This window comes from Pleomorphomonas carboxyditropha (assembly GCF_002770725.1).
Lineage (GTDB): Bacteria > Pseudomonadota > Alphaproteobacteria > Rhizobiales > Pleomorphomonadaceae > Pleomorphomonas > Pleomorphomonas carboxyditropha.
The window spans coordinates 118,459-138,372 of record NZ_NQVN01000006.1 but is presented as its reverse complement, the minus strand read 5'-3'; the positions used below and the strand labels follow the sequence as shown (position 1 = coordinate 138,372).

Annotated in this window: 16 protein-coding genes; 14 read left to right on the top strand and 2 right to left on the bottom strand. The window is 67.1% G+C overall.

Annotated elements, in window-relative coordinates:
* Positions 1-75 precede the first annotated feature (75 nt).
* The 4 genes from cysS to cimA all read left to right on the top strand — a co-directional run bounded on the left by cysS (position 76) and on the right by cimA (position 4,593).
* Entirely contained in the window at positions 76-1,440 is a 1,365-nt protein-coding gene (gene cysS / locus CJ014_RS11715; protein WP_100080668.1) for a cysteine--tRNA ligase, read from the top strand.
* 26 nt (positions 1,441-1,466) lie between these two features.
* The gene (locus tag CJ014_RS11710) at positions 1,467-1,946 is read left to right on the top strand and encodes a GFA family protein (RefSeq protein WP_100080667.1); all 480 of its coding nucleotides are present in this window, start codon (positions 1,467-1,469) and stop codon (positions 1,944-1,946) included.
* 3 nt (positions 1,947-1,949) lie between these two features.
* Positions 1,950-2,900 carry a prolyl aminopeptidase gene (gene pip, locus CJ014_RS11705; RefSeq protein ID WP_207765727.1) on the top strand — a complete coding sequence of 317 codons (951 nt, stop codon included), beginning with the start codon at positions 1,950-1,952 and terminating at the stop codon, positions 2,898-2,900.
* Positions 2,901-2,988: 88 nt separating this feature from the next.
* On the top strand, positions 2,989-4,593 hold the full coding sequence (cimA, locus tag CJ014_RS11700; RefSeq protein ID WP_100080665.1) for a citramalate synthase: 1,605 nt from the start codon (positions 2,989-2,991) through the stop codon (positions 4,591-4,593).
* Positions 4,594-4,597: 4 nt separating this feature from the next.
* Here the strand turns inward: cimA and CJ014_RS11695 are convergent, their stop codons facing one another.
* A complete protein-coding gene (locus CJ014_RS11695; protein WP_100080664.1) occupies positions 4,598-5,197 on the bottom strand; it encodes an LOG family protein in 600 nt (199 codons plus the stop codon).
* Between the two features lie 427 nt (positions 5,198-5,624).
* Between CJ014_RS11695 and CJ014_RS11690 the strand changes: the two genes are divergently transcribed.
* From CJ014_RS11690 to CJ014_RS11650, 9 genes are all read left to right on the top strand, one after another.
* Entirely contained in the window at positions 5,625-7,205 is a 1,581-nt protein-coding gene (locus CJ014_RS11690; protein WP_100080663.1) for a LysM peptidoglycan-binding domain-containing protein, read from the top strand.
* Between the two features lie 122 nt (positions 7,206-7,327).
* Positions 7,328-9,247 carry an ABCB family ABC transporter ATP-binding protein/permease gene (locus CJ014_RS11685; protein ID WP_100080662.1) on the top strand — a complete coding sequence of 640 codons (1,920 nt, stop codon included), beginning with the start codon at positions 7,328-7,330 and terminating at the stop codon, positions 9,245-9,247.
* A 150-nt stretch (positions 9,248-9,397) separates the two neighbouring features.
* Positions 9,398-10,432, top strand: a complete 1,035-nt coding sequence (locus tag CJ014_RS11680) for a YeiH family protein (protein WP_100080661.1) — start codon at positions 9,398-9,400, stop codon at positions 10,430-10,432.
* A 21-nt stretch (positions 10,433-10,453) separates the two neighbouring features.
* Entirely contained in the window at positions 10,454-11,368 is a 915-nt protein-coding gene (locus tag CJ014_RS11675; protein WP_100080660.1) for a LysR substrate-binding domain-containing protein, read from the top strand.
* Between the two features lie 91 nt (positions 11,369-11,459).
* Complete coding sequence (locus CJ014_RS11670) at positions 11,460-11,894, top strand: DUF1489 family protein (protein ID WP_100080659.1); 435 nt, start codon at positions 11,460-11,462, stop codon at positions 11,892-11,894.
* 496 nt (positions 11,895-12,390) lie between these two features.
* Complete coding sequence (locus CJ014_RS11665; RefSeq protein ID WP_100080658.1) at positions 12,391-13,773, top strand: class II 3-deoxy-7-phosphoheptulonate synthase; 1,383 nt, start codon at positions 12,391-12,393, stop codon at positions 13,771-13,773.
* A gap of 590 nt (positions 13,774-14,363) precedes the next feature.
* Positions 14,364-15,590: a phosphoadenosine phosphosulfate reductase gene (locus CJ014_RS11660; protein ID WP_100080657.1), complete on the top strand. Its 1,227-nt coding sequence runs from the start codon at positions 14,364-14,366 to the stop codon at positions 15,588-15,590.
* Positions 15,587-16,132: an N-acetyltransferase gene (locus CJ014_RS11655; RefSeq protein WP_118847918.1), complete on the top strand. Its 546-nt coding sequence runs from the start codon at positions 15,587-15,589 to the stop codon at positions 16,130-16,132. Before CJ014_RS11660 ends, CJ014_RS11655 begins: the two co-directional genes overlap by 4 nt.
* A complete protein-coding gene (locus CJ014_RS11650; RefSeq protein ID WP_245427279.1) occupies positions 16,095-16,652 on the top strand; it encodes an IbrB-like domain-containing protein in 558 nt (185 codons plus the stop codon). The genes CJ014_RS11655 and CJ014_RS11650 overlap by 38 nt, the downstream gene beginning before the upstream one ends.
* A gap of 175 nt (positions 16,653-16,827) precedes the next feature.
* Here the strand turns inward: CJ014_RS11650 and CJ014_RS11645 are convergent, their stop codons facing one another.
* Positions 16,828-18,099, bottom strand: a complete 1,272-nt coding sequence (locus tag CJ014_RS11645) for an NAD(P)/FAD-dependent oxidoreductase (protein ID WP_100080748.1) — start codon at positions 18,097-18,099, stop codon at positions 16,828-16,830.
* A 472-nt stretch (positions 18,100-18,571) separates the two neighbouring features.
* On the opposite strand from CJ014_RS11645, the gene eno reads away from it, so the two are divergent.
* On the top strand, positions 18,572-19,849 hold the full coding sequence (gene eno / locus CJ014_RS11640; protein ID WP_100080655.1) for a phosphopyruvate hydratase: 1,278 nt from the start codon (positions 18,572-18,574) through the stop codon (positions 19,847-19,849).
* The last annotated feature ends 65 nt before the right edge of the window (positions 19,850-19,914 follow it).

Here is a 19,914-nt window from a genome sequence, read left to right as displayed (position 1 = left end):
AGAACGGATGATGGGTTCCCCCGACCGGCCCGGCGGTAATGTGTCTTGCGTTCCATGGCGAGGGGAGACGGGCTTTTGGTACTCAGGCTCTACAACACGCTGACGCGTGGCAAGGACGATTTCGTTCCGATCGACGCCGGCAACGTGCGCATGTACGTCTGCGGCCCCACGGTCTACGATTTCGCCCATATCGGCAATGCCCGGCCGGTCATCGTCTTCGACGTGCTGTTCCGCCTGTTGCGCCATCTCTACGGCGAGCGCCACGTCACCTACGTGCGCAACATCACCGACGTCGACGACAAGATCAACGCCCGCGCCGCCCGCGACTATCCCGGCGTGCCGCCGGTCGAGGCGATCCGCGGCCTGACCGAGAAGACCTACGCCCAGTTCGAGCAGGACGTCACCGCGCTCGGCTGCCTCAGGCCGACGGTGACGCCGCGTGCCACCGAGCATATCGCCGAGATGATCGCCATCATCGAGCGGCTGATCGCCGGCGGCTTCGCCTATGTCGCCGAGGGGCACGCCCTGTTCCATGTGCCGGCCATGCCTGACTACGGCAAGCTCGCCCGCCGGTCGCTCGACGACATGATGGCCGGTGCCCGCGTCGAGGTGGCGCCCTACAAGCGCGACCCGATGGACTTCGTCCTGTGGAAGCCGTCCGCCGACGACGAGCCCGGCTGGCGGAGCCCGTGGGGCAGGGGGCGGCCCGGCTGGCACATCGAGTGCTCGGCCATGAGCTGGAAGCACCTCGGCGAGACCTTCGACATCCATGGCGGCGGCGTCGATCTCGTCTTTCCCCACCACGAGAACGAGGTCGCCCAGTCGCGCTGCGCCTTCCATAAGGACGTCATGGCCAACGTCTTCATGCACAACGGTTTTCTTCAGGTCGAAGGCGAGAAGATGTCGAAATCGCTCGGCAACTTCTTCACCATCCGCGAGCTGCTGGACGACTGGCCCGGCGAGGTGCTGCGCTTCAACATGCTGAAGACGCACTACCGCCAGCCGATCGACTTCACGGTTCGCGGCCTCGAGGAGGGATGGAAGACGCTCGACGACTGGTACGCGGTTGCCGCCGACGTGGCGCCCGGCCGCCCGTCCGACGGGCTGATCGAGGCGCTCAGCGACGACCTCAACACGGCCAAGGCGATCGCCGAGCTGCACGCCGTCAAGCACGATCCGGCGACGCTGTCGGCATCGCTGCGCCTTCTCGGCTTCTTCCACGACAGCGCCGCCGCCTGGGCGGCGCGCCGGCCGGCCGCCGATATCGACGAGGCCAGGGTGAAGGCGCTGATCGCCGCCCGCCTCGAAGCGCGCAAGGCGAGGAACTTCGCCGAGAGCGACCGCATCCGCGACGAGCTCGCCGCCATGGGCATCGAGCTGAAGGACGGCAAGAACAAGGACACCGGCGAGATCGAGACCACCTGGGACGTGAAACGCTAGACGCGCCAAGTGCGGGAGGACATGCCATGACCATGCTGACCGGCGGCTGCCAATGCGGCGCCATCCGCTTTGCCTGCGACAGCGGCAAGGTGTCTTCCGTATCGATCTGCCATTGCCGCATGTGCCAGAAGGCCGTCGGCAACTATTTTGCGCCCTTCGTCGCCTTCGAGAAGGGCGGCGTCGACTGGACGCGCGGCAGCCGCAAGTCCTACCGCTCGTCCAACCACGTCTCGCGCGCCTTCTGCGCCGACTGCGGTACGCCGCTCACCTACGAGGCCGACGGTTACGAACCGTCGATTGCCGCCGGTGCCTTCGACGATCCCTCGGCCCTGCCGCCGACCGTCCAATACGGCGTCGAGGCCGAATTGCCGTTCACCGCCGGTTTGCCGTCCCTGAAACGCGTCCGCACCGACGAAGGCTTCGAGGGCGACGAATTCATGAACGACATGATTTCCAACCAGCATCCCGACCACGACACCTCCGTGTGGCCATTGCCGAAAGCCTGAATCATGACGGAACTGCGCAGCTACTACCCCGAGATCGAGCCCTTCGAGACCGGCATGCTCGATGTCGGCGACGGCCATCAGGTCTATTGGGAACGGATCGGCCGGAAGGGCGGCAAGCCGGCCGTTTTCCTGCACGGCGGTCCCGGCGGCGGCTGTTCGCCCAACCAGCGGCGCTGCTTCGACCCTACGAAATACGACGTCATCCTGTTCGACCAGCGCGGCTGCGGCCGCTCGACGCCGCACGCCTCGCTGGAGGCCAACACCACCTGGCATCTCGTCGCGGACATCGAGCGCCTGCGCAACATGATCGGCGTCGACAAATGGCTGGTGTTCGGCGGCTCCTGGGGCTCGACGCTGGCGCTCGCCTATGCCGAGACGCACCCGGAGCGTGTCTCCGAGCTGGTGCTGCGCGGCATCTTCGGGCTGCGCGATTTCGAGCTGAAGTGGTTCTACCAATACGGCGCCTCGCTGATCCATCCCGAGAAGTTCGAGCCGTTCCGCGAGCACATCCCCGAGGCCGAGCGGGGCGACCTGATTGCCGCCTACCGCCGCCGGCTGGTCTCCGAGGACCGGCAGACGCGGCTCGCCGCCGCCCGTATCTGGTCGCTCTGGGAAGGCTCGACGCTGACGCTGTTCCCCAATGAGGAAGTCACCTCCGGCTTCGTCGACGACGAGTTCGCCCTGGCCTTCGCCCGGATCGAGAACCACTACTTCGTCCACGAAGGATGGATGCGGCCCGGCCAGTTGTTCGAGGAGGCCGGCCGGCTGAAGGGGATTCCGGGTGTCATCGTTCACGGCCGCTACGATATGTGTACGCCGCTGCAGAATGCCTGGGATCTCCACAAGGCCTGGCCGGAAGCCGATCTTCGCATCGTCGAAGGGGCGGGCCATTCGCTGGTCGAGCCCGGCCTCCTGCACGAACTGATCTCGGCCACCGACCGCTTCGCGGCATGAGGGACTGATAGATCGAGGACTGAATACGGCAAAACATCTAGGAGGCGGGCTCCCTTCGCCCGCCACGTTTCAAATCGAGTTCGCAACCATGACGGACAAGGCCCGCCTTTATCTCTACGATACGACGCTGCGCGACGGCGCCCAGACCTCGGGCATCGACTTCTCCGTCGAGGAGAAGATCGTCGTCGCGCGGCTCATCGAGGATCTGGGCCTTTCCTACATCGAGGGCGGCTACCCCGGCGCCAACCCGACCGACGACGCCTTCTTTGCCGAAAAGCGCACGAACAAGGCGCGCTTCGCCGCCTTCGGCATGACCAAGCGGCCCGGCGTGTCGCTGTCCAACGACACCGGCATTGCCGCTCTGCTCGCCGCCCCGGTCGATGTGGTGACCTTCGTCGCCAAGTCCTGGGACTATCACGTCGACGTCGCCCTGAAGACGACGCTTGAAGACAATCTCGACTGCATCCGCCAATCGGTCGAGGCGGCGGTGAAGGCCGGCCGCGAGGCCATCGTCGATTGCGAGCACTTCTTCGACGGCTACAAGGCCAATCCCGACTACGCGCTCGCCTGCGCAAGAACCGCCTTCGAGGCCGGCGCCCGCTGGGTGGTGCTGTGCGACACCAACGGCGGCTCCATGCCGCACGAGGTGGCGGAGATCGTATCGACGGTCGCCAAGGCGGTGCCGGGCGATCGGTTGGGCATCCACGCCCATGACGACACCGGGCAGGCGGTGGCCAATTCGCTCGCCGCCATCCGCGCCGGCGTTCGGCAGGTGCAGGGCACGCTCAACGGCATCGGCGAACGCTGCGGCAACGCCAACCTCACCACCATCCTGCCGACGCTGGTGCTGAAGGACGAATTCGCCAGCCGCTACGATACCGGCGTGACGGCCGAGCAGTTGAAGACGCTGACGCAGGTGTCGCGGGCCTTCGACGAGATCATCAACCGAGCGCCCAACCGCCACGCGCCCTACGTCGGCCTCTCGGCCTTCGCCACCAAGGCCGGCATCCACGCCTCGGCGATCCTGAAGGACCCGCGCACCTACGAGCACGTCAGCCCCGACGGCGTCGGCAACCGCCGCCGCCTGCTGGTGTCCGATCAGGCCGGCCGTTCCAACCTGTTCGCCGAGCTCGACCGGCTCGGCATCGCCTACGCCAGGGACGACCGCCGGCTGACCGGCCTGCTCGCCGCGCTCAAGGAGCGCGAGGCGCGCGGCTATTCCTACGAGGCGGCCGACGCCTCCTTCGAGCTCCTGGCGTTGCGCCATCTCGGCGGCGTGCCGCATTTCTACGACGTGATCTCCTACCGCACCATGGTGGAGAGCCGCATCAACGCCATCGGCGAGCGGGTGGTCGTCACCGAGGCGGTGGTCAAGGTGAAGGTGGACGACGAGATCCTGATGTCGGTCGCCGAGGGCAACGGCCCGGTCAACGCCCTCGACCAGGCGCTGCGCAAGGATATCGGCAAATACCAGGACGAGATCGCCGCCCTGGAACTGGTCGACTACAAGGTGCGCATCCTCAACGGCGGCACCGGCGCCGTGACGCGCGTGCTGATCGAGAGCCTCGACCGGGCGACCGGCCGCCGCTGGTCGACGGTGGGCGTGTCGGCCAACATCGTCGAGGCGTCCTTCGAGGCGCTCGACGATTCCATCACCTACAAGCTGCTGAAGAACGGCTACGCCGGGTCCTGAGGCCTTACATCTTGGCGATGGTTTCGGCATCCCCGGCGATTTCGCCGTTGTCGCCCGCCGAGGAGAGCACGGTCGGCAGAATGTCGGCCGCCGTGCGGGCCACGTGATAGCGCACCTCGAAGCCGTCGCGGATGAAAGATTCGCGATTCATGTGGTGGATTACCTCGACGAGCGGCTGCCAGAAACCCTCGATATCGGCCAGCACGATCGGCTTCTTGTGCCGGCCGAGCTGCGCCCAGGTCATCTGCTCGACCACTTCCTCCAGCGTGCCGATGCCGCCCGGCAGGGTCACGAAGGCATCGGCCGCCTCGAACATCATGCGCTTGCGCGTATGCATGTCCGGCACGATATGCAGGTCGTCGACGCCGTCGAGCATGCGTTCCCGGTTCATCAGGAACTCCGGAATGATGCCGGTCACCTTGCCGCCGGCCGCCATCACGGCGCGGGCGGTGGTGCCCATCAGCCCGACGTTGCCGCCGCCGTAGACCAGGCGGATGCCATGGCCGGCCATGTCGGCGCCGAGCCGCTCGGCGGCGGCCACATAGGCGGGATTGCGGCCGCTGGCCGAGCCGCAGAAAACACAGATGCTGTTGATTTTGGTCATGCTTGCCTTGTCGCACCGCTGCGTCTCGGCCGTCAAGCGGCCGGTGTGACGGAAGATGAAGGGCGGCCATAGGGTGGACAGATCGCCCGCACCGGCCGAAAATGTGCGAAAGTGCGGCTTTCTTGCATCGGTCCTCGTGGAATCCGCCTTGGCCCTTTTGCCCTCCGGAACCGGTAGAGAGCCGCACTTGTGAGCCTAACCATATGAGTATACAGCATGAAAAAAACTGCTTCGGCATGATCCGGCATGACTGTTGCAGAAGAGACGCCTTAATGGCGGCTCAAATCATTGTGTTCGATCAGTCACGACTCGGTGGATCATTCAGGTGTGACTGTCGATAGTGGACGGATCGACCGGTAGGCAGCATTCGGCGAGCGTGTCGATGCGACTCTTTTGTCGGCGAATCCGACGGGGGCGTGGACGGGTGATGAGCAAGAGACTTCGCACAATTCTGATCGGCGCTGTCGGCGTGATCGTGGTTCTTCTGGCCGGCCTGTTCTCCGGTGCGCTCGACGGCGTGCTGCGCCAGCTCAACGTCCAGATCGCCGGCCACCCGGCGTCCGCCGCCGCGACGACCGCCTCGACGGACGTCGTTGCGACGCCGGCGCCCGCCAAGGCCGATGCCGATCCGGCCGCCGCGACCCCGGCCGGCGAAACCGTGGTCCCCATCTTCGATCTCGTCCGCGTCGAGCCGACCGGCGACGCGGTGATCGCCGGGCGCAGCGATCCCGACGCCAAGGTGGAAATCCTCTCCGGCAAGGACGTCGTCGCCGACGGCAAGGCCAACGATACCGGCTCCTGGGCCATCGTTCTCGCCGATCCGCTGAAGCCCGGCGCCCACGACCTGTCGGTGCGCGTCGTCGGCAAGGACGGCAAGGTGGCGACTTCCGAGCAGTCGGTCGCCGTATCGGTGCCCGAGGGCGGCAACGGCGACGTGCTGGTGGTGCTGAACCAGCCGGGGGCGCCATCGACCGTCCTCCAGGTGCCCGGTCTCGAAGAGACGCAGGCCAAGCTGGCCGATGCCGGCGCCGATCCCACCCAGGTCGCCGATGCCGCGGATACCGTGCCGGCCTTCGTCCCCGAGCTGCCGAAGGTTGCCGCGCCGGCAGCCGAGCCGCCGGTTTCCGCCAGCGCCACCGCGACGGCGATTGCCGGCAACGCGACCACGCCGGCGACCACCGCCGAACCGGCGCCGGCTGCCATGACGACCGAGCCGGCCACGCCGGCGGACGTCGAAATTCCCGCTCCGCCGGCCGATGCGCAGGCCGACGCCGCGGCGCCGGCGGTCACGGTGGCGCAGGCCGAGCCGGCGCCTGCCGCCGAAAAGCCCGCGTCGCCCGCAACGCCTGCCGCCGCCGACGACGCTGCCGCGACCCCGCCGGCCCAGGCGCCCGCCGACGCGGCGCCGGCCCAGGCCGCGCCGGCTGCCGAGCCCGCCGCCGCTCCCGAGGCCGAACCGGCCGCCGTTCCGGCGCCGGCCGTCACCATCGACGCCGTCGAGCTCGAGAACGGCAAGCGCTTCTTTGCCGCCGGCTCCGCCGAGAGCGGCGCCGTGATCCGCCTCTATGTGGACGACAAGGCGACCGGCGACGCCAAGGCCGACAAGGGGCGCTGGCTCTATCAGGGCGAAGTTCAGCTCGCGCCGGGCCAGCACCTCGTCCGCATCGACCAGATCGACGCCAACGGCAACGTCCTGGCCCGCGCCGAGGTGCCCTTCCAGGTCGCCGAGGATGGCCTGTCGGCCCCGACGCTGCCGTCCGGCGTCGGTTCCGCCCAGGCCGGTGCCGGATCGGCAGGCGAGGCGACGCCGGCCGAACCGGCCACGCTCATCATTCGCCGTGGCGACAATCTCTGGATGATCGCCAAACGTCTCTACGGCAAGGGCATCCGCTACTCGACGATCTATCAGGCCAACACCGACCAGATCCGCAATCCGGACCTGATCTATCCCGGCCAGGTGTTCGTGGTTCCCGAGGGCGACGCCGCCTGGAGGCCGGTCGGCCAGTAACATTCCCGCCATCACGCGCGCCAACCATGGCACGCAATGGAAAAAGAGACTATCTGAGGGACGGCAAGCCGCCCGGCGCGTTCGCGTCGGGCGGTTTTTTGAGCAACGCTTTCCGGTGGACCATGAGCGAAGTCGATCCCAGCGCCGATGACAAGGGCAAGATCAGCGGCGACACGTCGCTATGGACGACGCTTCTCCAGCTCTGGCCCTACATGTGGCCGGCCGGGCGCGCCGACCTCCGGATGCGCGTGGTGCTGTCGATGGCGGCGCTGGTGCTGGCCAAGGTGATCACCGTCCTGGTGCCCTATCTCTACGCATTCGCCACCGATGCGCTGGCGCCCAAGGCCAACGTGCCCGAACCGACGCTGATGTGGCTCACCTATCCGGTGGCCATGGTGGTGGCCTACAACATCGGCCGCATTCTGCTGAACGGCTTCAACAACCTGCGCGACGCGCTGTTCTCCGACGTCAGCCAATACGCCGTCCGCCGCCTCGCCAATCTCACCTTCGTCCACATGCATCGGCTGTCGCTGCGCTTTCACCTGCAGCGGCGCACCGGCGGCCTGACCCGCGTCATCGACCGCGGCGTCAAGGGCATCGAATCGATCGTCCGCTTCACCATCCTCAACGCCATGCCGACGGTGCTGGAATTCGCCCTGTCGGCCGTCGTCATCGTGGTGAACTTCGGCCTGAGCTATCTCCTGGTGATCGGCATCACCATCTGGCTCTACGTCTGGTTCTCGATCAGCTATTCCGACAAGCGCATCGCCATCCGCCGCCGCATGAACGACAGCGACACCGACGCCAACACCAAGTCGGTCGACAGCCTGTTGAACTTCGAGACGGTCAAGTATTTCGGCAACGAGAAGATGGAGGCGGCGCGCTTCGACGCCGCCATGGAGCGCTACGAGGCGGCCGCCAACGAGACCTGGTACTCGCTGTCCTGGCTCAATATGGGACAGGCGGTGATCTTCACCGTCGGCGTCGCCGTGTGCATGGTGATGTCGGCCCACGAGGTGGTGGCCGGCACCCAGACGCTCGGCGACTTCGTGCTGCTCAACACGCTGCTGATGCAGCTCGGCATCCCGCTCAATTTCATCGGCTTCATGTACCGCGAGATCCGCCAGGGCGTCACCGATCTCGAGCAGATGTTCGACCTCCTGGGCGAGCCGGCGGAGATCGTCGACGCGCCGAATGCCGGCCTGCTCGACGTCAAGGGCGGTTCGGTGCGCTTCGAGGACGTGCACTTCGCCTACGACCCCGACCGCCAGATCCTGAAGGGCATCACCTTCGAGATCCCGGCCGGCAAGACGGTGGCCGTCGTCGGGCCGTCGGGCGCCGGCAAGTCGACGCTGTCGCGCCTCCTGTTCCGCTTCTACGACGTCACCTCCGGCCGCGTCACCATCGACGGTCAGGATATCCGCGACGTGACGCAGGAGAGCTTGCGGTCGGCCATCGGCATGGTGCCGCAGGACACCGTGCTGTTCAACGACAGCATCTTCTACAACATCCGCTACGGCCGGCCGGACGCCACCGCTGACGAGGTGCGCGAGGCGGCGCGGCAGGCGCGCATCGCCCATTTCGTCGAGAGCCTGCCGAACGGCTACGACACGCCGGTCGGCGAGCGCGGCCTCAAGCTGTCGGGCGGCGAGAAGCAGCGCGTCGCCATCGCCCGCACCATCCTGAAGTCGCCGCCGATCCTGATCCTCGACGAGGCGACCTCGGCGCTCGACACCAACACCGAGCGCGAGATCCAGGCCGAGCTCGACCGCGTCGCCGAGGGCCGCACCACCATGGTGATCGCCCACCGGCTGTCGACGGTGGTCAACGCCGACGAGATCATCGTGCTGGAGAAGGGCCGCATCGCCGAGCGCGGCGCGCACGCCGAGCTGATCGAGAAGGGCGGCCTCTACGCCACCATGTGGGCCCGCCAGCGCGAGGCCGACGAGGCGGAGGCGCGGCTCGCCCGGGTCAAGGCGGAGGACGACCTCGGCGTTCTCGGGCCGGGCAGCAAGAACGGGCCGGTCGACCAGCCGGCCTGACGGTCGCCTGTCCCAAGGGCATCGCCCGCCGGGCGACAGCGTCGGATCGTTCGGCCGAAGCGAACGGTTCGTGCGGCACAATGCGTTGGTTTGCGTGGAACGCTTGCGCGATAGGAAATCCATCACGATGGATGCCTAGGCAAGAGCAAAATGTTCCAACAATCGATCGAGACATCGAAATCCATTGCCGGTATCGGCCGGCAGGGCGCCATCGCCCTGGCGCTGCCCGGTATCGCCGCCTGCGCCGCCGTCGCCGGTGTCGCCTACGGGCTCAGGACGTTGCCCGGCGTCCACGATTTCAGCCCGATGATCATCGCCATCGCTCTGGGCATGCTGGTCCGCAACACCATTGGCGTCCCTGCGGCGCTGACGGCCGGCATCGGCTTCTCGATGCGCCGGCTGTTGCGGCTTGCGATCATCCTGCTCGGCCTGCAACTGACCTTTGGGCAGGTGGCCGAGACGGGAGTGCGCGGCGTTGCCGTCATCCTCGCTGCCGTTGCCGCCACCTTCCTGTTCACGCTGGCGGTCGGCCGGCTCATGGGCGCCGATCGGCGCCTCACCCGCCTCATCGCGGCGGGAACGTCGATCTGCGGCGCCTCGGCGGTCGCGGCCGCCAATTCGGTGGTCGACGCCCATGACGAGGACGTCGCCTATGCCGTCGCCTGCGTCACCGTGTTCGGCTCCGTCGCCATGTTCGCCTATCCGTTGCTGCAGGGCGTCCTCGGCCTGGCGCCGCGCGACTACGGCCTTTGGGCTGGCTCGTCGATCCATGAAATCGCCCAGGTGGTGGCGGCGACCTTCGCCGTCGGCCGCGAGGCGGGCGACTTCGGCACCGTCGCCAAGCTGACGCGCGTCATGACGCTGGCGCCGGTGGTGTTCGCCATGGCCGCTTTCCTGCCGGCGCCCGGCGAGGCGGGGTCGGAGCGGCCGCGGGCGCCGCTGCCCTGGTTCGTGCTCGGCTTCATCGCGCTGGTCGCCGTCAACAGCGTCGTCGGCCTTCCCGACGCGCTCAAGGCGGAAACCGGCGTCGTCAGCACCTTCCTGCTGACCATGGCGCTCGCCGCCATGGGGCTCGAGACCAGTTTCGTGAGGCTCAGGGCAAAGGGCCTGAAGCCGGCGCTGACCGGCGCGCTCGCCAGCCTTTTCATTGCCAGCCTCAGCCTGATCTTGATAAGTCTGACCTGATCCCCCGGGTTCCCGCCATCCATGACCCTCGAACAGCTCCGCATCTTCGTCGCCGTCGCCGAGCGCGAACACGTCACCCAGGCGGCGCACGAGCTGCATCTGACCCAGTCGGCCGTCAGCGCGGCGATCACCGCGCTCGAAGGCCGCTACGCGATCAGGCTGTTCGACCGCATCGGCCGCCGCATCGCGCTGACCGATGCCGGCCGCACCTTTCTGGAAGAGGCGAGGGCGATCCTCGGCCGCGCCGCCGACGGCGAGGCGGTGCTGTCCGACCTCGCCGATTTTCGCCGCGGCGAACTGGCGATCGCCGCCAGCCAGACCATCGGCGCCTACTGGATCCCGCGCGTCGTCCGGGCTTTCACGAAGAGTTATCCTGGCATCCGCGTGACGCTCGAACTCGGCAATACGGAATTCGTCGCCGGCCGGTTGCGCGACGGCGCGGCGCTCGTCGGCTTCGTCGAGGGGCCGGTGGACGAGCCGAGCCTCGCCATCGACCGCCTGTTCGACGACGAGCTGGTGCTGGTGACGGCCCCCGCCGATCCCTGGCTGGCCGCCGCCGGCGGCATGGCGGAGCGGCTGAGGGCGGCCCGCTGGGTTCTGCGCGAGAAGGGATCGGGCACCCGCGTCGCGCTCGAGCAGGCGCTCGCCCATTACGGTCTGTCCGCCACCGATGTCGACGTGGCGCTCGAACTGCCGTCGAACGAGGCCGTTCGCACCGCCGTCGAGGCGGGAGCCGGCGTCACCGTGCTGTCGCGCATGGTGGCCGGCGCCGCGCTGGCCGCCGGCACGCTGGCGCAGGTGGAGACACCGCTGCCCGGCCGCGGTTTTCACGCCCTTCGCCATCGCGAGCGCTATTTCGGCCGGGCCGCGGCCGCCTTCGTCGAGCTCGTGCGGCCGGGACCTTTCGGCCGGGCGCCGGAACGCTCCATGGGCTGATGCCGCTCGCGACGACTTGTATCGCCTGCGGCGACGCACCATGATAAGCCGCAATCCCGGACGGGACGGTCCGCGCTTTTGGAAATCGGTAATGCCGCTTCACATCATCAAGCTCTGCGTCGGTGTCGAGACGGTCGAGGAACTCGACCAGTGGTATCGCGAGGAGGTGCTGGTCCATGCCGCCCGCGGCGAGAGCTACGAGCGCATCCACGTCACCCGCATGTTTCCGAGGCGGGTCGACGAAATCCTCGACGGCGGCTCGCTCTACTGGGTGATCAAGGGCATCGTGCAGGCGCGCCAGCGCATCCTGGAGCTGCGTCCGATCCGGGGCGGCGACGGCATCGAGCGCTGCGGCCTTGTCCTCGATCCGGAGCTGCATCGCACGGAATACAGGCCCTGCCGCGCCTTCCAGGGCTGGCGGTATCTGCCCGCCAAGGACGCGCCGGACGATATCCGTCAGTCGGAAATCGACGGCGACATTCCCGAGGGCATGCGCCGAGCCTTGCGGGAACTGGCGCTGATCTGACCTGCCTTCGTAGGGTTCCGCGCGATTTCGCTTGACGTCGTCGGCTGGCGATGGTTTCTGTCCGCCAACCTTGCTTCGGCAGTTTCTGCGGAAGCGTCTTTCGTCGGACGATATCCATGTTGTGCTCTCGGCACCTTCGGACATCCTTGATCGCCCCGCTTCCGCGGGCCGCGGCTCCGACTGTCTTTGGCTTTATGGGCTTTTATGCGTGGCGTCGCCGCTTCGGCGTGGCCGGTTCCGCAGCTGTCTAATCGACAGGCCCAGTGCGAGAACGAGCCCCGCCGAAAGGCGGGGCTTTTTGCATTTGCGGTTCCGTGACCGCCTGCTTCCGGCCCTGGTGCCGGATCAGTCAAAACGGAACCGCCGCCTTCCGCGCCCTGCCGCGCAATGCGCGTCGGTGGTGGTGCGTCACCGGCGCCTCGTGTATAGGGTGCCAAATCCTGAAGGCTCCGCGGCGGTTTCCGCGGGGCGGTGCATCGAGAAGAAGAGCCGCGTCATGCCTACCACCTGGAAGCCCGATTCCTGGCGCGCCCTGCCCATCGAGCAGGTGCCCGACTATCCCGACCAGGCGGCGCTCGCCGCCGTCGAGGCGCATCTTTCGAGCTATCCGCCGCTGGTTTTTGCCGGCGAGGCGCGCAAGCTCAAGAAGTCGCTGGCCAAGGTGGCGGCCGGCGAGGCCTTCCTGCTGCAGGGCGGCGATTGCGCCGAGAGCTTCGCTGAGCACGGTGCCGACAATATCCGCGACTTCTTCCGCGTCTTCCTGCAGATGGCGGTGGTGCTGACCTACGGCGCCGCCCAGCCGGTGGTGAAGGTCGGCCGCATCGCCGGCCAGTTCGCCAAGCCGCGTTCCAAGTCGACCGAGACCATCGATGGCGTCGAGCTGCCGTCCTACCGGGGCGACATCATCAACGGCATGGATTTCACGCCGGAATCGCGCATCCCCGACCCGCAGCGCCAGGAGATGGCCTATCGCCAGTCGGCGGCGACGCTGAACCTGCTGCGCGCCTTCGCCGGCGGCGGTTACGCCAACCTCGACAACGTCCACAAGTGGACGCTCGGCTTCGTCAAGGGTACCCAGTCGTCGCGCTATCAGGAATATGCCGATCGCATCACCGAGAGCCTCGCCTTCATGCGCGCCTGCGGCGTGCATCCCGAAAGCGTCTCGGAGATGCGGACGACCGATTTCTACACCAGCCACGAGGCGCTGCTGCTCGGCTACGAGCAGGCGCTGACCCGCGTCGATTCGACCACCGGCGACTGGTACGGCACCTCCGGCCACATGATCTGGATCGGCGACCGCACCCGCCAGCCCGGCCATGCCCACATCGAATACTGCCGCGGCATCAAGAACCCGATCGGCCTGAAGTGCGGCCCGTCGCTGGCGCCGGACGAGCTGATCCGCCTGATCGACACGCTCAATCCCGACAACGAGCCGGGCCGGCTGACGCTGATCACCCGCTACGGCGCCGACAAGGTGGGCGACTACCTGCCGGCCCTCATCCGCGCGGTTCAGCGCGAGGGACGGTCGGTGGTCTGGTCCTGCGACCCGATGCACGGCAACACCATCACGCTCAACTCCTACAAGACGCGGCCGTTCGACCGCATCCTGAAGGAAGTCGGCGCCTTCTTCGACGTGCACGCCGCCGAGGGCACTCATCCCGGCGGCATCCACGTCGAGATGACCGGCCGCGACGTCACCGAATGCACCGGCGGCGCCGTCGCCATCTCCGGCGAGCAACTGTCGGATCGCTACCACAGCCATTGCGATCCGCGCCTCAACGCCGATCAGGCGCTGGAGCTGGCCTTCCTGGTCGCCGAGCGCATCAAGAAGACGCGCGAGGGCCGCGAGCCGATGGAATGGGCGATCGCCGGCGAGTGAGGCGGAACTCTCTCGCACGAGACTGACAGAAGACGAAAGGCGCTCCGCAAGGGGCGCCTTTCTCGTTGGTTGAAAGGACAATAGCGGCCCGCGCTTACTCTTGCGCTTCGAGGGTGCGCAGAGAGGCCGGATCTGTTCCCGGCAGGCCGAAAACCGATCCCCGGCGGCGAAGGACGATGCCGAAAAGCGAAGAAGGGGCTTCGGGTTCCGTATATTTTCAGCCTGGATCGCTCGGGCGGAGCGGGATGCGAATCGCTGCTCTCCATAATTCCGTCTCTCCTGTGTTTCGCTCGTCCGTCAGTCTGTGTCTGTCGAAATCGAAAAATTCTAAAGCATCCGACATTGTTCACAAAGGTGCAGCCAGTTACCCATTCATATCTTGCAATGGGTTGCTGTGAAGACGGTTGGGACGGATTGAAATTTATTGGGAGTCAGCGTCGAGCAGATCCCGAATGGGTCGAATATATTGTATATTGACCATTGGGCGGGATGCCTGAAGCCCGATTTCGGGCATCCGCTCGGTCTGGACTACCGCCAGCAAACTTCCGTTACACCGCTGGCACCTTTCCAAGGAGCAAGCGGGCCGTACCATGGCGGGCAAGTGCTATCGCGACGTCGACGTTTACTCGGCTGCCAAGGCGCGCATCCGACTGGTCTTCGAGCATTTCGAGCGTGTCTGCGTCGCCTTCTCCGGCGGCAAGGACAGTTCCGTCACGCTGCACCTGGCATTGGAAGTGGCGCGCGAAATGGGCCGCGGGCCGGTGCACGCGATGTTCATCGACCTGGAAGGGCAATATTCGGCGACCATCGCGCACGTCACCGAAATGTTCGACCGCGAGGACGTGCGGCCGTGGTGGATCTGCCTGCCGCTCAACCTGCGCAACGCCTCCAGCCTGCAGGAGCCCTATTGGTGCGCCTGGGAGCCGGGGCGCGAGGCGGACTGGATCCGGCCGATGCCGACGCATCCATCGGTGATCCGCGACCAGGCGTTCTTTCCCTTCTACCGCTACCGCATGGAGTTCGAGGAGTTCGTGCCCGCCTTCAACGAATGGCTGGCGCAGGACGTGCCGACCGCCTTCCTGGTCGGCATTCGCTCCGACGAATCCCTTCACCGCTATTTGGCCGTCAAGCGCCGCACCCGGGTGAAGAAGTGCGCCTGGACGCCGACCGGCGCCGGCGCGGCGGTGGCGTGGAGCGCCCGCGATCTGACCGACGGCCGGGCCGTCACCTTCTTTCCCATCTACGACTGGAAATTTGGCGACCTCTGGCGCTACACCGGCGAGCACGGCCACGCCTACAACCGGCTCTACGACCATATGTACCGGGCCGGCGTGCCGTTCTCGCAGATGCGCATCTGCCAGCCCTATGGCGACGACCAGCGCAAGGGCCTCGACCTGTTTCACCGGCTGGAGCCGGAGACCTGGTTCCGCGTCGTCCGGCGGGTGGCCGGCGCCAACTACGCGGCGCGCTATTGCCGCCAGCGCTTCCTCGGCTATCGCGGCGGGCTCGGGCTGCCACCCACCTTCAGCACCTGGAAGCAGTACAGCCAGTTCCTGCTGCGGAGCCTGCCGGGGCCGTTGCGCACGGTCTATATGCGCCGCATCCGGCGCTTCATCGACTGGTGGGGGCAGCACGACTATCCGCTCGATGCCTGGCCGGACGCCGGCGTGCCGGCGCTGGAGAACCGCAAGGCGCAACCCTCCTGGCGGCGCGTGGCGCTGTCGTTGCTCAAGCAGGATATGGCCCGCTCGCTGTCGTTCGGCTTCGCCCGCCGCGATATCGACGCCCTGGCATTGATCGAGGAGAGGGGGTCGTGATCCGCCTGGAAGACTGCGAACTGGTCGAGATGCGTTCGGCCGACGACGAGGCCGCTTTCTTCGCCCGCATGGGCCGCTTCTTCGCCAGCGCCAAGGTGCGGCGCGAATGCGGCGGCTATCCGCTCAACGACGGGCCGGGCTACCGCTGGTTCGTCGTGCGGCTCAAGGGCCAGACGCGGGTGCTGGGCTTCATCAGCATCGAGCATCAGCTCGACATCGTGCGCATCCGCGAGGGCTACCTGCGTCCCGAGGTGCGCGGGCGCGGCCTCTTCCGCGCCCTGCGCGATCACGTGCTCGGCTACGTCGACGAGTTCGACCTCGCGTGCACGACGCGGGTGCCGGAGACTTGCGTGCGCTTTCTGGCGCCGCACGGATTCCAGGTCCGCGCCACGCGCGGGCGCTGGGTGACTTTAGTGAGGAACGCGCATGCCGGACGCGACGGATCTCGTGAAGCGGGCCGAGGCCCTGTTCGACGAACTGGACGGCTTGCCGCTGGAGAGACGGGTGGACGCCATCAACCGGATCCGCCGATGCCTGCATGAGCACAGCCCGTTCGCCGACGAGCCGGTGGACTGCGTCCAATGGGTGCCCGGCGATCAGGTCGAGGGCAATGACTACAATCCCAACACCGTCGCGCCGCCGGAAATGGCGCTGCTGTCGCTGTCCATCGATACCGACGGCTTCACCCAGCCGATCGTCGCGCATCAGGCAGACAAGGACCGTTTCGTCGTGGTCGACGGCTTCCACCGGCAGCGGGTCGGCAAGATGCCCGGCCGCATCCGGCAACGGCTGCGCGGCTATTTGCCCGTGGTATCTATTCGCGCCGCGCGCGGCGATACGCCGGACCGGATCGCCGCCACCATTCGGCACAATCGCGCCCGTGGCGTGCATGGCGTGCTGCCGATGACCGACGTCGTCGTCACCCTGTTGCGGGCGGGCTGGAGCGAGGCCGAGGTGGCCCGGCAACTGGGCATGGATGCCGACGAGGTGCTGCGCTTCAAGCAGGTGTCCGGCCTGCCCGAGCTGTTCCGAGGCCACGACTATTCGAAATCGTGGGACTGACCGGGCGGCGGTTCCTGCGGCAGCCGTATCCTCTGGCGAAGATGCCGGCCTCCCGCGCGACTCCGGAAAGGCCCAACGACCTTTCCAAAGTGCGATTCCGCCCAAATGGTTGGGATGGGGAGCTAAGCCAATCCCGACGGCACCGGCACGGCGACTAGCGGAAGGATAGCGGCCGTCAGCGGCCGTTCTCCTCCTTCAGCGTCTCCTTCTGGGTGATCAGGCGCGCCGAATGCTGGCCGGACATGAAGATCCACAGCCAGCTCCAGGCGACGGCGAAGCGGCTGCGCGTGCCGATCAGGAAATAGATGTGGGCGATGCCCCACACCCACCAGGCGATGGCGCCCTTCAGCTTGATCCAGCCGAAGTCGACCACGGCGGCGCTGCGGCCGATGGTGGCGAGATTGCCCTGGTGGCGGTAGGCGAACGGCCCCGGCGTCGGCTTGCCGGCGAGACGGCTGCGGATGGTCTTCGCCACGTGCGCGCCCTGCTGCTTGGCGGCCGGCGCCACGCCCGGCACCGGCTTGCCCTCGGCCGTCGTCACCGACGCCGTGTCGCCGATCACGAAGATATCCGGCGCGCCGGGCACGGCGAGGTCGCGCTCGACGATCGCCCGGCCGGCCCGGTCGGTCGGCGCGCCCAGCCATTCGGCGGCGCGCGAGGCCTGCACGCCGGCCGCCCAGAGCACCGTCCTCGCCGGCACGAATTCCTCGCCGATGCGAACGCCGTCGGCGGAAATGTCGGTCACCGGCACGCCGGTGCGCACGGTGACGCCCAGCTTGTCGAGCGCCCGGCCGCCATATTCGGAAAGATCGGGCGTGAACACCGGCAGGATGCGCGGACCCGCCTCGATCAGCAGGATGCGGGCGCTGCGCGTGTCGATCGACCGGAACTCCCTGACCAGCGTTCGGTGGGCCAGCTCGGCGATGATGCCGGCGAGCTCGACGCCGGTCGGACCGCCGCCGATGATGGCGAAGGTGAGCAGCGCCTGCCGCTTCTCCGGATCCGGTTCCAGCTCGGCCCGCTCGAAGGCCAAGAGCACGCGGCGGCGGATGGTCGTCGCGTCCTCCAGCGTCTTGAGGCCCGGCGCGAAGGCTTCCCATTGATCGTGGCCGAAATAGGCGTGGCGGGCGCCGGTCGCCAGCACCAGCGTGTCGTAGGCAATGGTGCTGCCGTCCCTGAGCCGCACCACCTTTTCCTGCCGGTCGACGCCGACGACGTGGCCGAGCACCGTCTTCACCTCCGGCCGGTCGCGGAACAGCCGGCGGATCGGCCAGGCGATCTCCGAGGTGGCCAGCAGCGTCGTCGCCACCTGGTAGAGCAGGGGCTGGAACAGGTGGTGATTGCGCCGGTCGATCAGCGTGATGTCGACCGGCGCACCCTTGAGATCGAGCACCAGTTGCAAGCCGGCAAATCCGGCTCCGACGACGACGACGCGATGGTTGGCCATGAAGGGCTCCGATTTCCGAGGGACGACGATCTTCTCCCGGCAGATGCCGTGAAGGCCCAGCATGGCGAGCGGCGCTCCGAGGTCAAGAAACATCGCCTTCAACCCATTGCAAGTTCGGCTGAAAACCGGCGAAAGGCGGCTAAATGGCGGCGGGCCGCGATGTTTTGCCCGTAGGGTCGCGACCAAAGTCGCAGCCTGAAGTTTCGGCGGCCGCCGCCCGGCGGAACGGGTCGGCCCGGGGATCGGCCTCACGCAGTTCCGCCGGACCCTCTTTCCCTCGCACCGCGAAACGCGTCTTCTGCGCTTGGCCGGGCAAGTCGATTCGGACCGCCGTCAAACGGTTCACCTAAACCAATTACAATCTTGACATCCGTGCCAGTTCGCATCTTTGCAGCGTCACACTGACGGTCTATAGAACGCTCGGGTTCTCTTAAGGAATTCGACTCCAATCCAACTGGGAGTGCATCGCACAATGACAGCCATCATCGATATCGTCGGACGCCAGATTTTCGACAGCCGCGGCAACCCCACCGTCGAAGTCGACGTCACCCTGGAGGACGGCTCGTTCGGCCGCGCCGCGGTTCCGTCGGGCGCTTCCACCGGTGCCCATGAGGCGGTCGAGCTGCGCGATGGCGGTTCCCGCTATCTCGGCAAGGGCGTGACCAAGGCCGTCGCCGCCGTCAACGACGAGATCTACAAGGCGATCGCCGGCATGGATGCCGAGGATCTCCTGGCCGTCGACAAGGCCATGATCGAGCTGGACGGCACCCCGAACAAGGCCCGCCTCGGCGCCAACGCCATCCTCGGCGTGTCGCTCGCCGTCGCCAAGGCCGCCGCCGAGTCGGCCGGCCTGCCGCTCTACCGTTACGTCGGCGGCCCGAACGCCCACATCCTGCCGGTGCCGATGATGAACATCGTCAACGGCGGCGTTCATGCCGACAACCCGATCGACTTCCAGGAATTCATGATCCTGCCGGTCGGCGCCGAGTCCATCGCCGATGCCGTGCGTATCGGCACCGAGGTGTTCCACACCCTGAAGTCGGGCCTCAAGAAGGCCGGCCACAACACCAACGTCGGTGACGAGGGCGGCTTCGCTCCCAACCTCGGCTCGGCCGTCGAAGCGCTCGACTTCATCGTCGCCTCGATCGAGAAGGCCGGCTTCAAGGCCGGCAAGGACGTCTACCTCGGCCTCGACTGCGCCTCCACCGAGTTCTTCAAGGACGGCAAGTACCACTACGAAGGCGAAGGCAAGGTCCGCTCGGTCGACGAGCAGGTCGAATACCTCGCCAAGCTGGCCGCCGACTATCCGATCATCACCATCGAAGACGGCATGTCGGAAGACGACTGGGCCGGCTGGAAGAAGCTGACCGACAAGATCGGCGGCAAGGTGCAGCTGGTCGGCGACGACCTGTTCGTCACCAACACCAAGCGCCTCGTCCAGGGCATCAAGGCCGGCACGGCCAACTCGATCCTGGTCAAGGTCAACCAGATCGGCTCGCTCTCCGAGACGCTCGACGCCGTCGAGACCGCCCACAAGGCCGGCTACACCGCCGTCATGAGCCATCGCTCGGGCGAGACGGAAGACTCGACGATCGCCGACCTGGCGGTCGCCACCAACTGCGGCCAGATCAAGACCGGCTCGCTGGCCCGTTCGGACAGAATCGCCAAGTACAACCAGCTCATTCGCATCGAGGAAGAGCTGGGCAGCCAGGCCAAGTATGCCGGCGCCAGCGTCGTCAAGGGCGCCTGAGCCCTTCGGCCTTCGATCGACGAATGAGGAAAGGCCCGGCCCGCGCCGGGCCTTTTCCTTTGGAC

Bases quoted from the DNA above. Each gene is read 5' to 3' on its own strand.
- CJ014_RS11665 (WP_100080658.1), top strand. From the start codon at position 12,391: ATGCCTACCACCTGGAAGCCCGATTCCTGGCGCGCCCTGCCCATCGAG.
- CJ014_RS11710 (WP_100080667.1), top strand. From the start codon at position 1,467: ATGACCATGCTGACCGGCGGCTGCCAATGCGGCGCCATCCGCTTTGCC.
- cimA (WP_100080665.1), top strand. From the start codon at position 2,989: ATGACGGACAAGGCCCGCCTTTATCTCTACGATACGACGCTGCGCGAC.
- CJ014_RS11680 (WP_100080661.1), top strand. From the start codon at position 9,398: ATGTTCCAACAATCGATCGAGACATCGAAATCCATTGCCGGTATCGGC.
- CJ014_RS11685 (WP_100080662.1), top strand. From the start codon at position 7,328: ATGAGCGAAGTCGATCCCAGCGCCGATGACAAGGGCAAGATCAGCGGC.
- CJ014_RS11645 (WP_100080748.1), bottom strand. From the start codon at position 18,099: ATGGCCAACCATCGCGTCGTCGTCGTCGGAGCCGGATTTGCCGGCTTG.
- eno (WP_100080655.1), top strand. From the start codon at position 18,572: ATGACAGCCATCATCGATATCGTCGGACGCCAGATTTTCGACAGCCGC.
- CJ014_RS11660 (WP_100080657.1), top strand. From the start codon at position 14,364: ATGGCGGGCAAGTGCTATCGCGACGTCGACGTTTACTCGGCTGCCAAG.
- CJ014_RS11690 (WP_100080663.1), top strand. From the start codon at position 5,625: ATGAGCAAGAGACTTCGCACAATTCTGATCGGCGCTGTCGGCGTGATC.
- pip (WP_207765727.1), top strand. From the start codon at position 1,950: ATGACGGAACTGCGCAGCTACTACCCCGAGATCGAGCCCTTCGAGACC.
- CJ014_RS11670 (WP_100080659.1), top strand. From the start codon at position 11,460: ATGCCGCTTCACATCATCAAGCTCTGCGTCGGTGTCGAGACGGTCGAG.
- CJ014_RS11695 (WP_100080664.1), bottom strand. From the start codon at position 5,197: ATGACCAAAATCAACAGCATCTGTGTTTTCTGCGGCTCGGCCAGCGGC.
- CJ014_RS11675 (WP_100080660.1), top strand. From the start codon at position 10,454: ATGACCCTCGAACAGCTCCGCATCTTCGTCGCCGTCGCCGAGCGCGAA.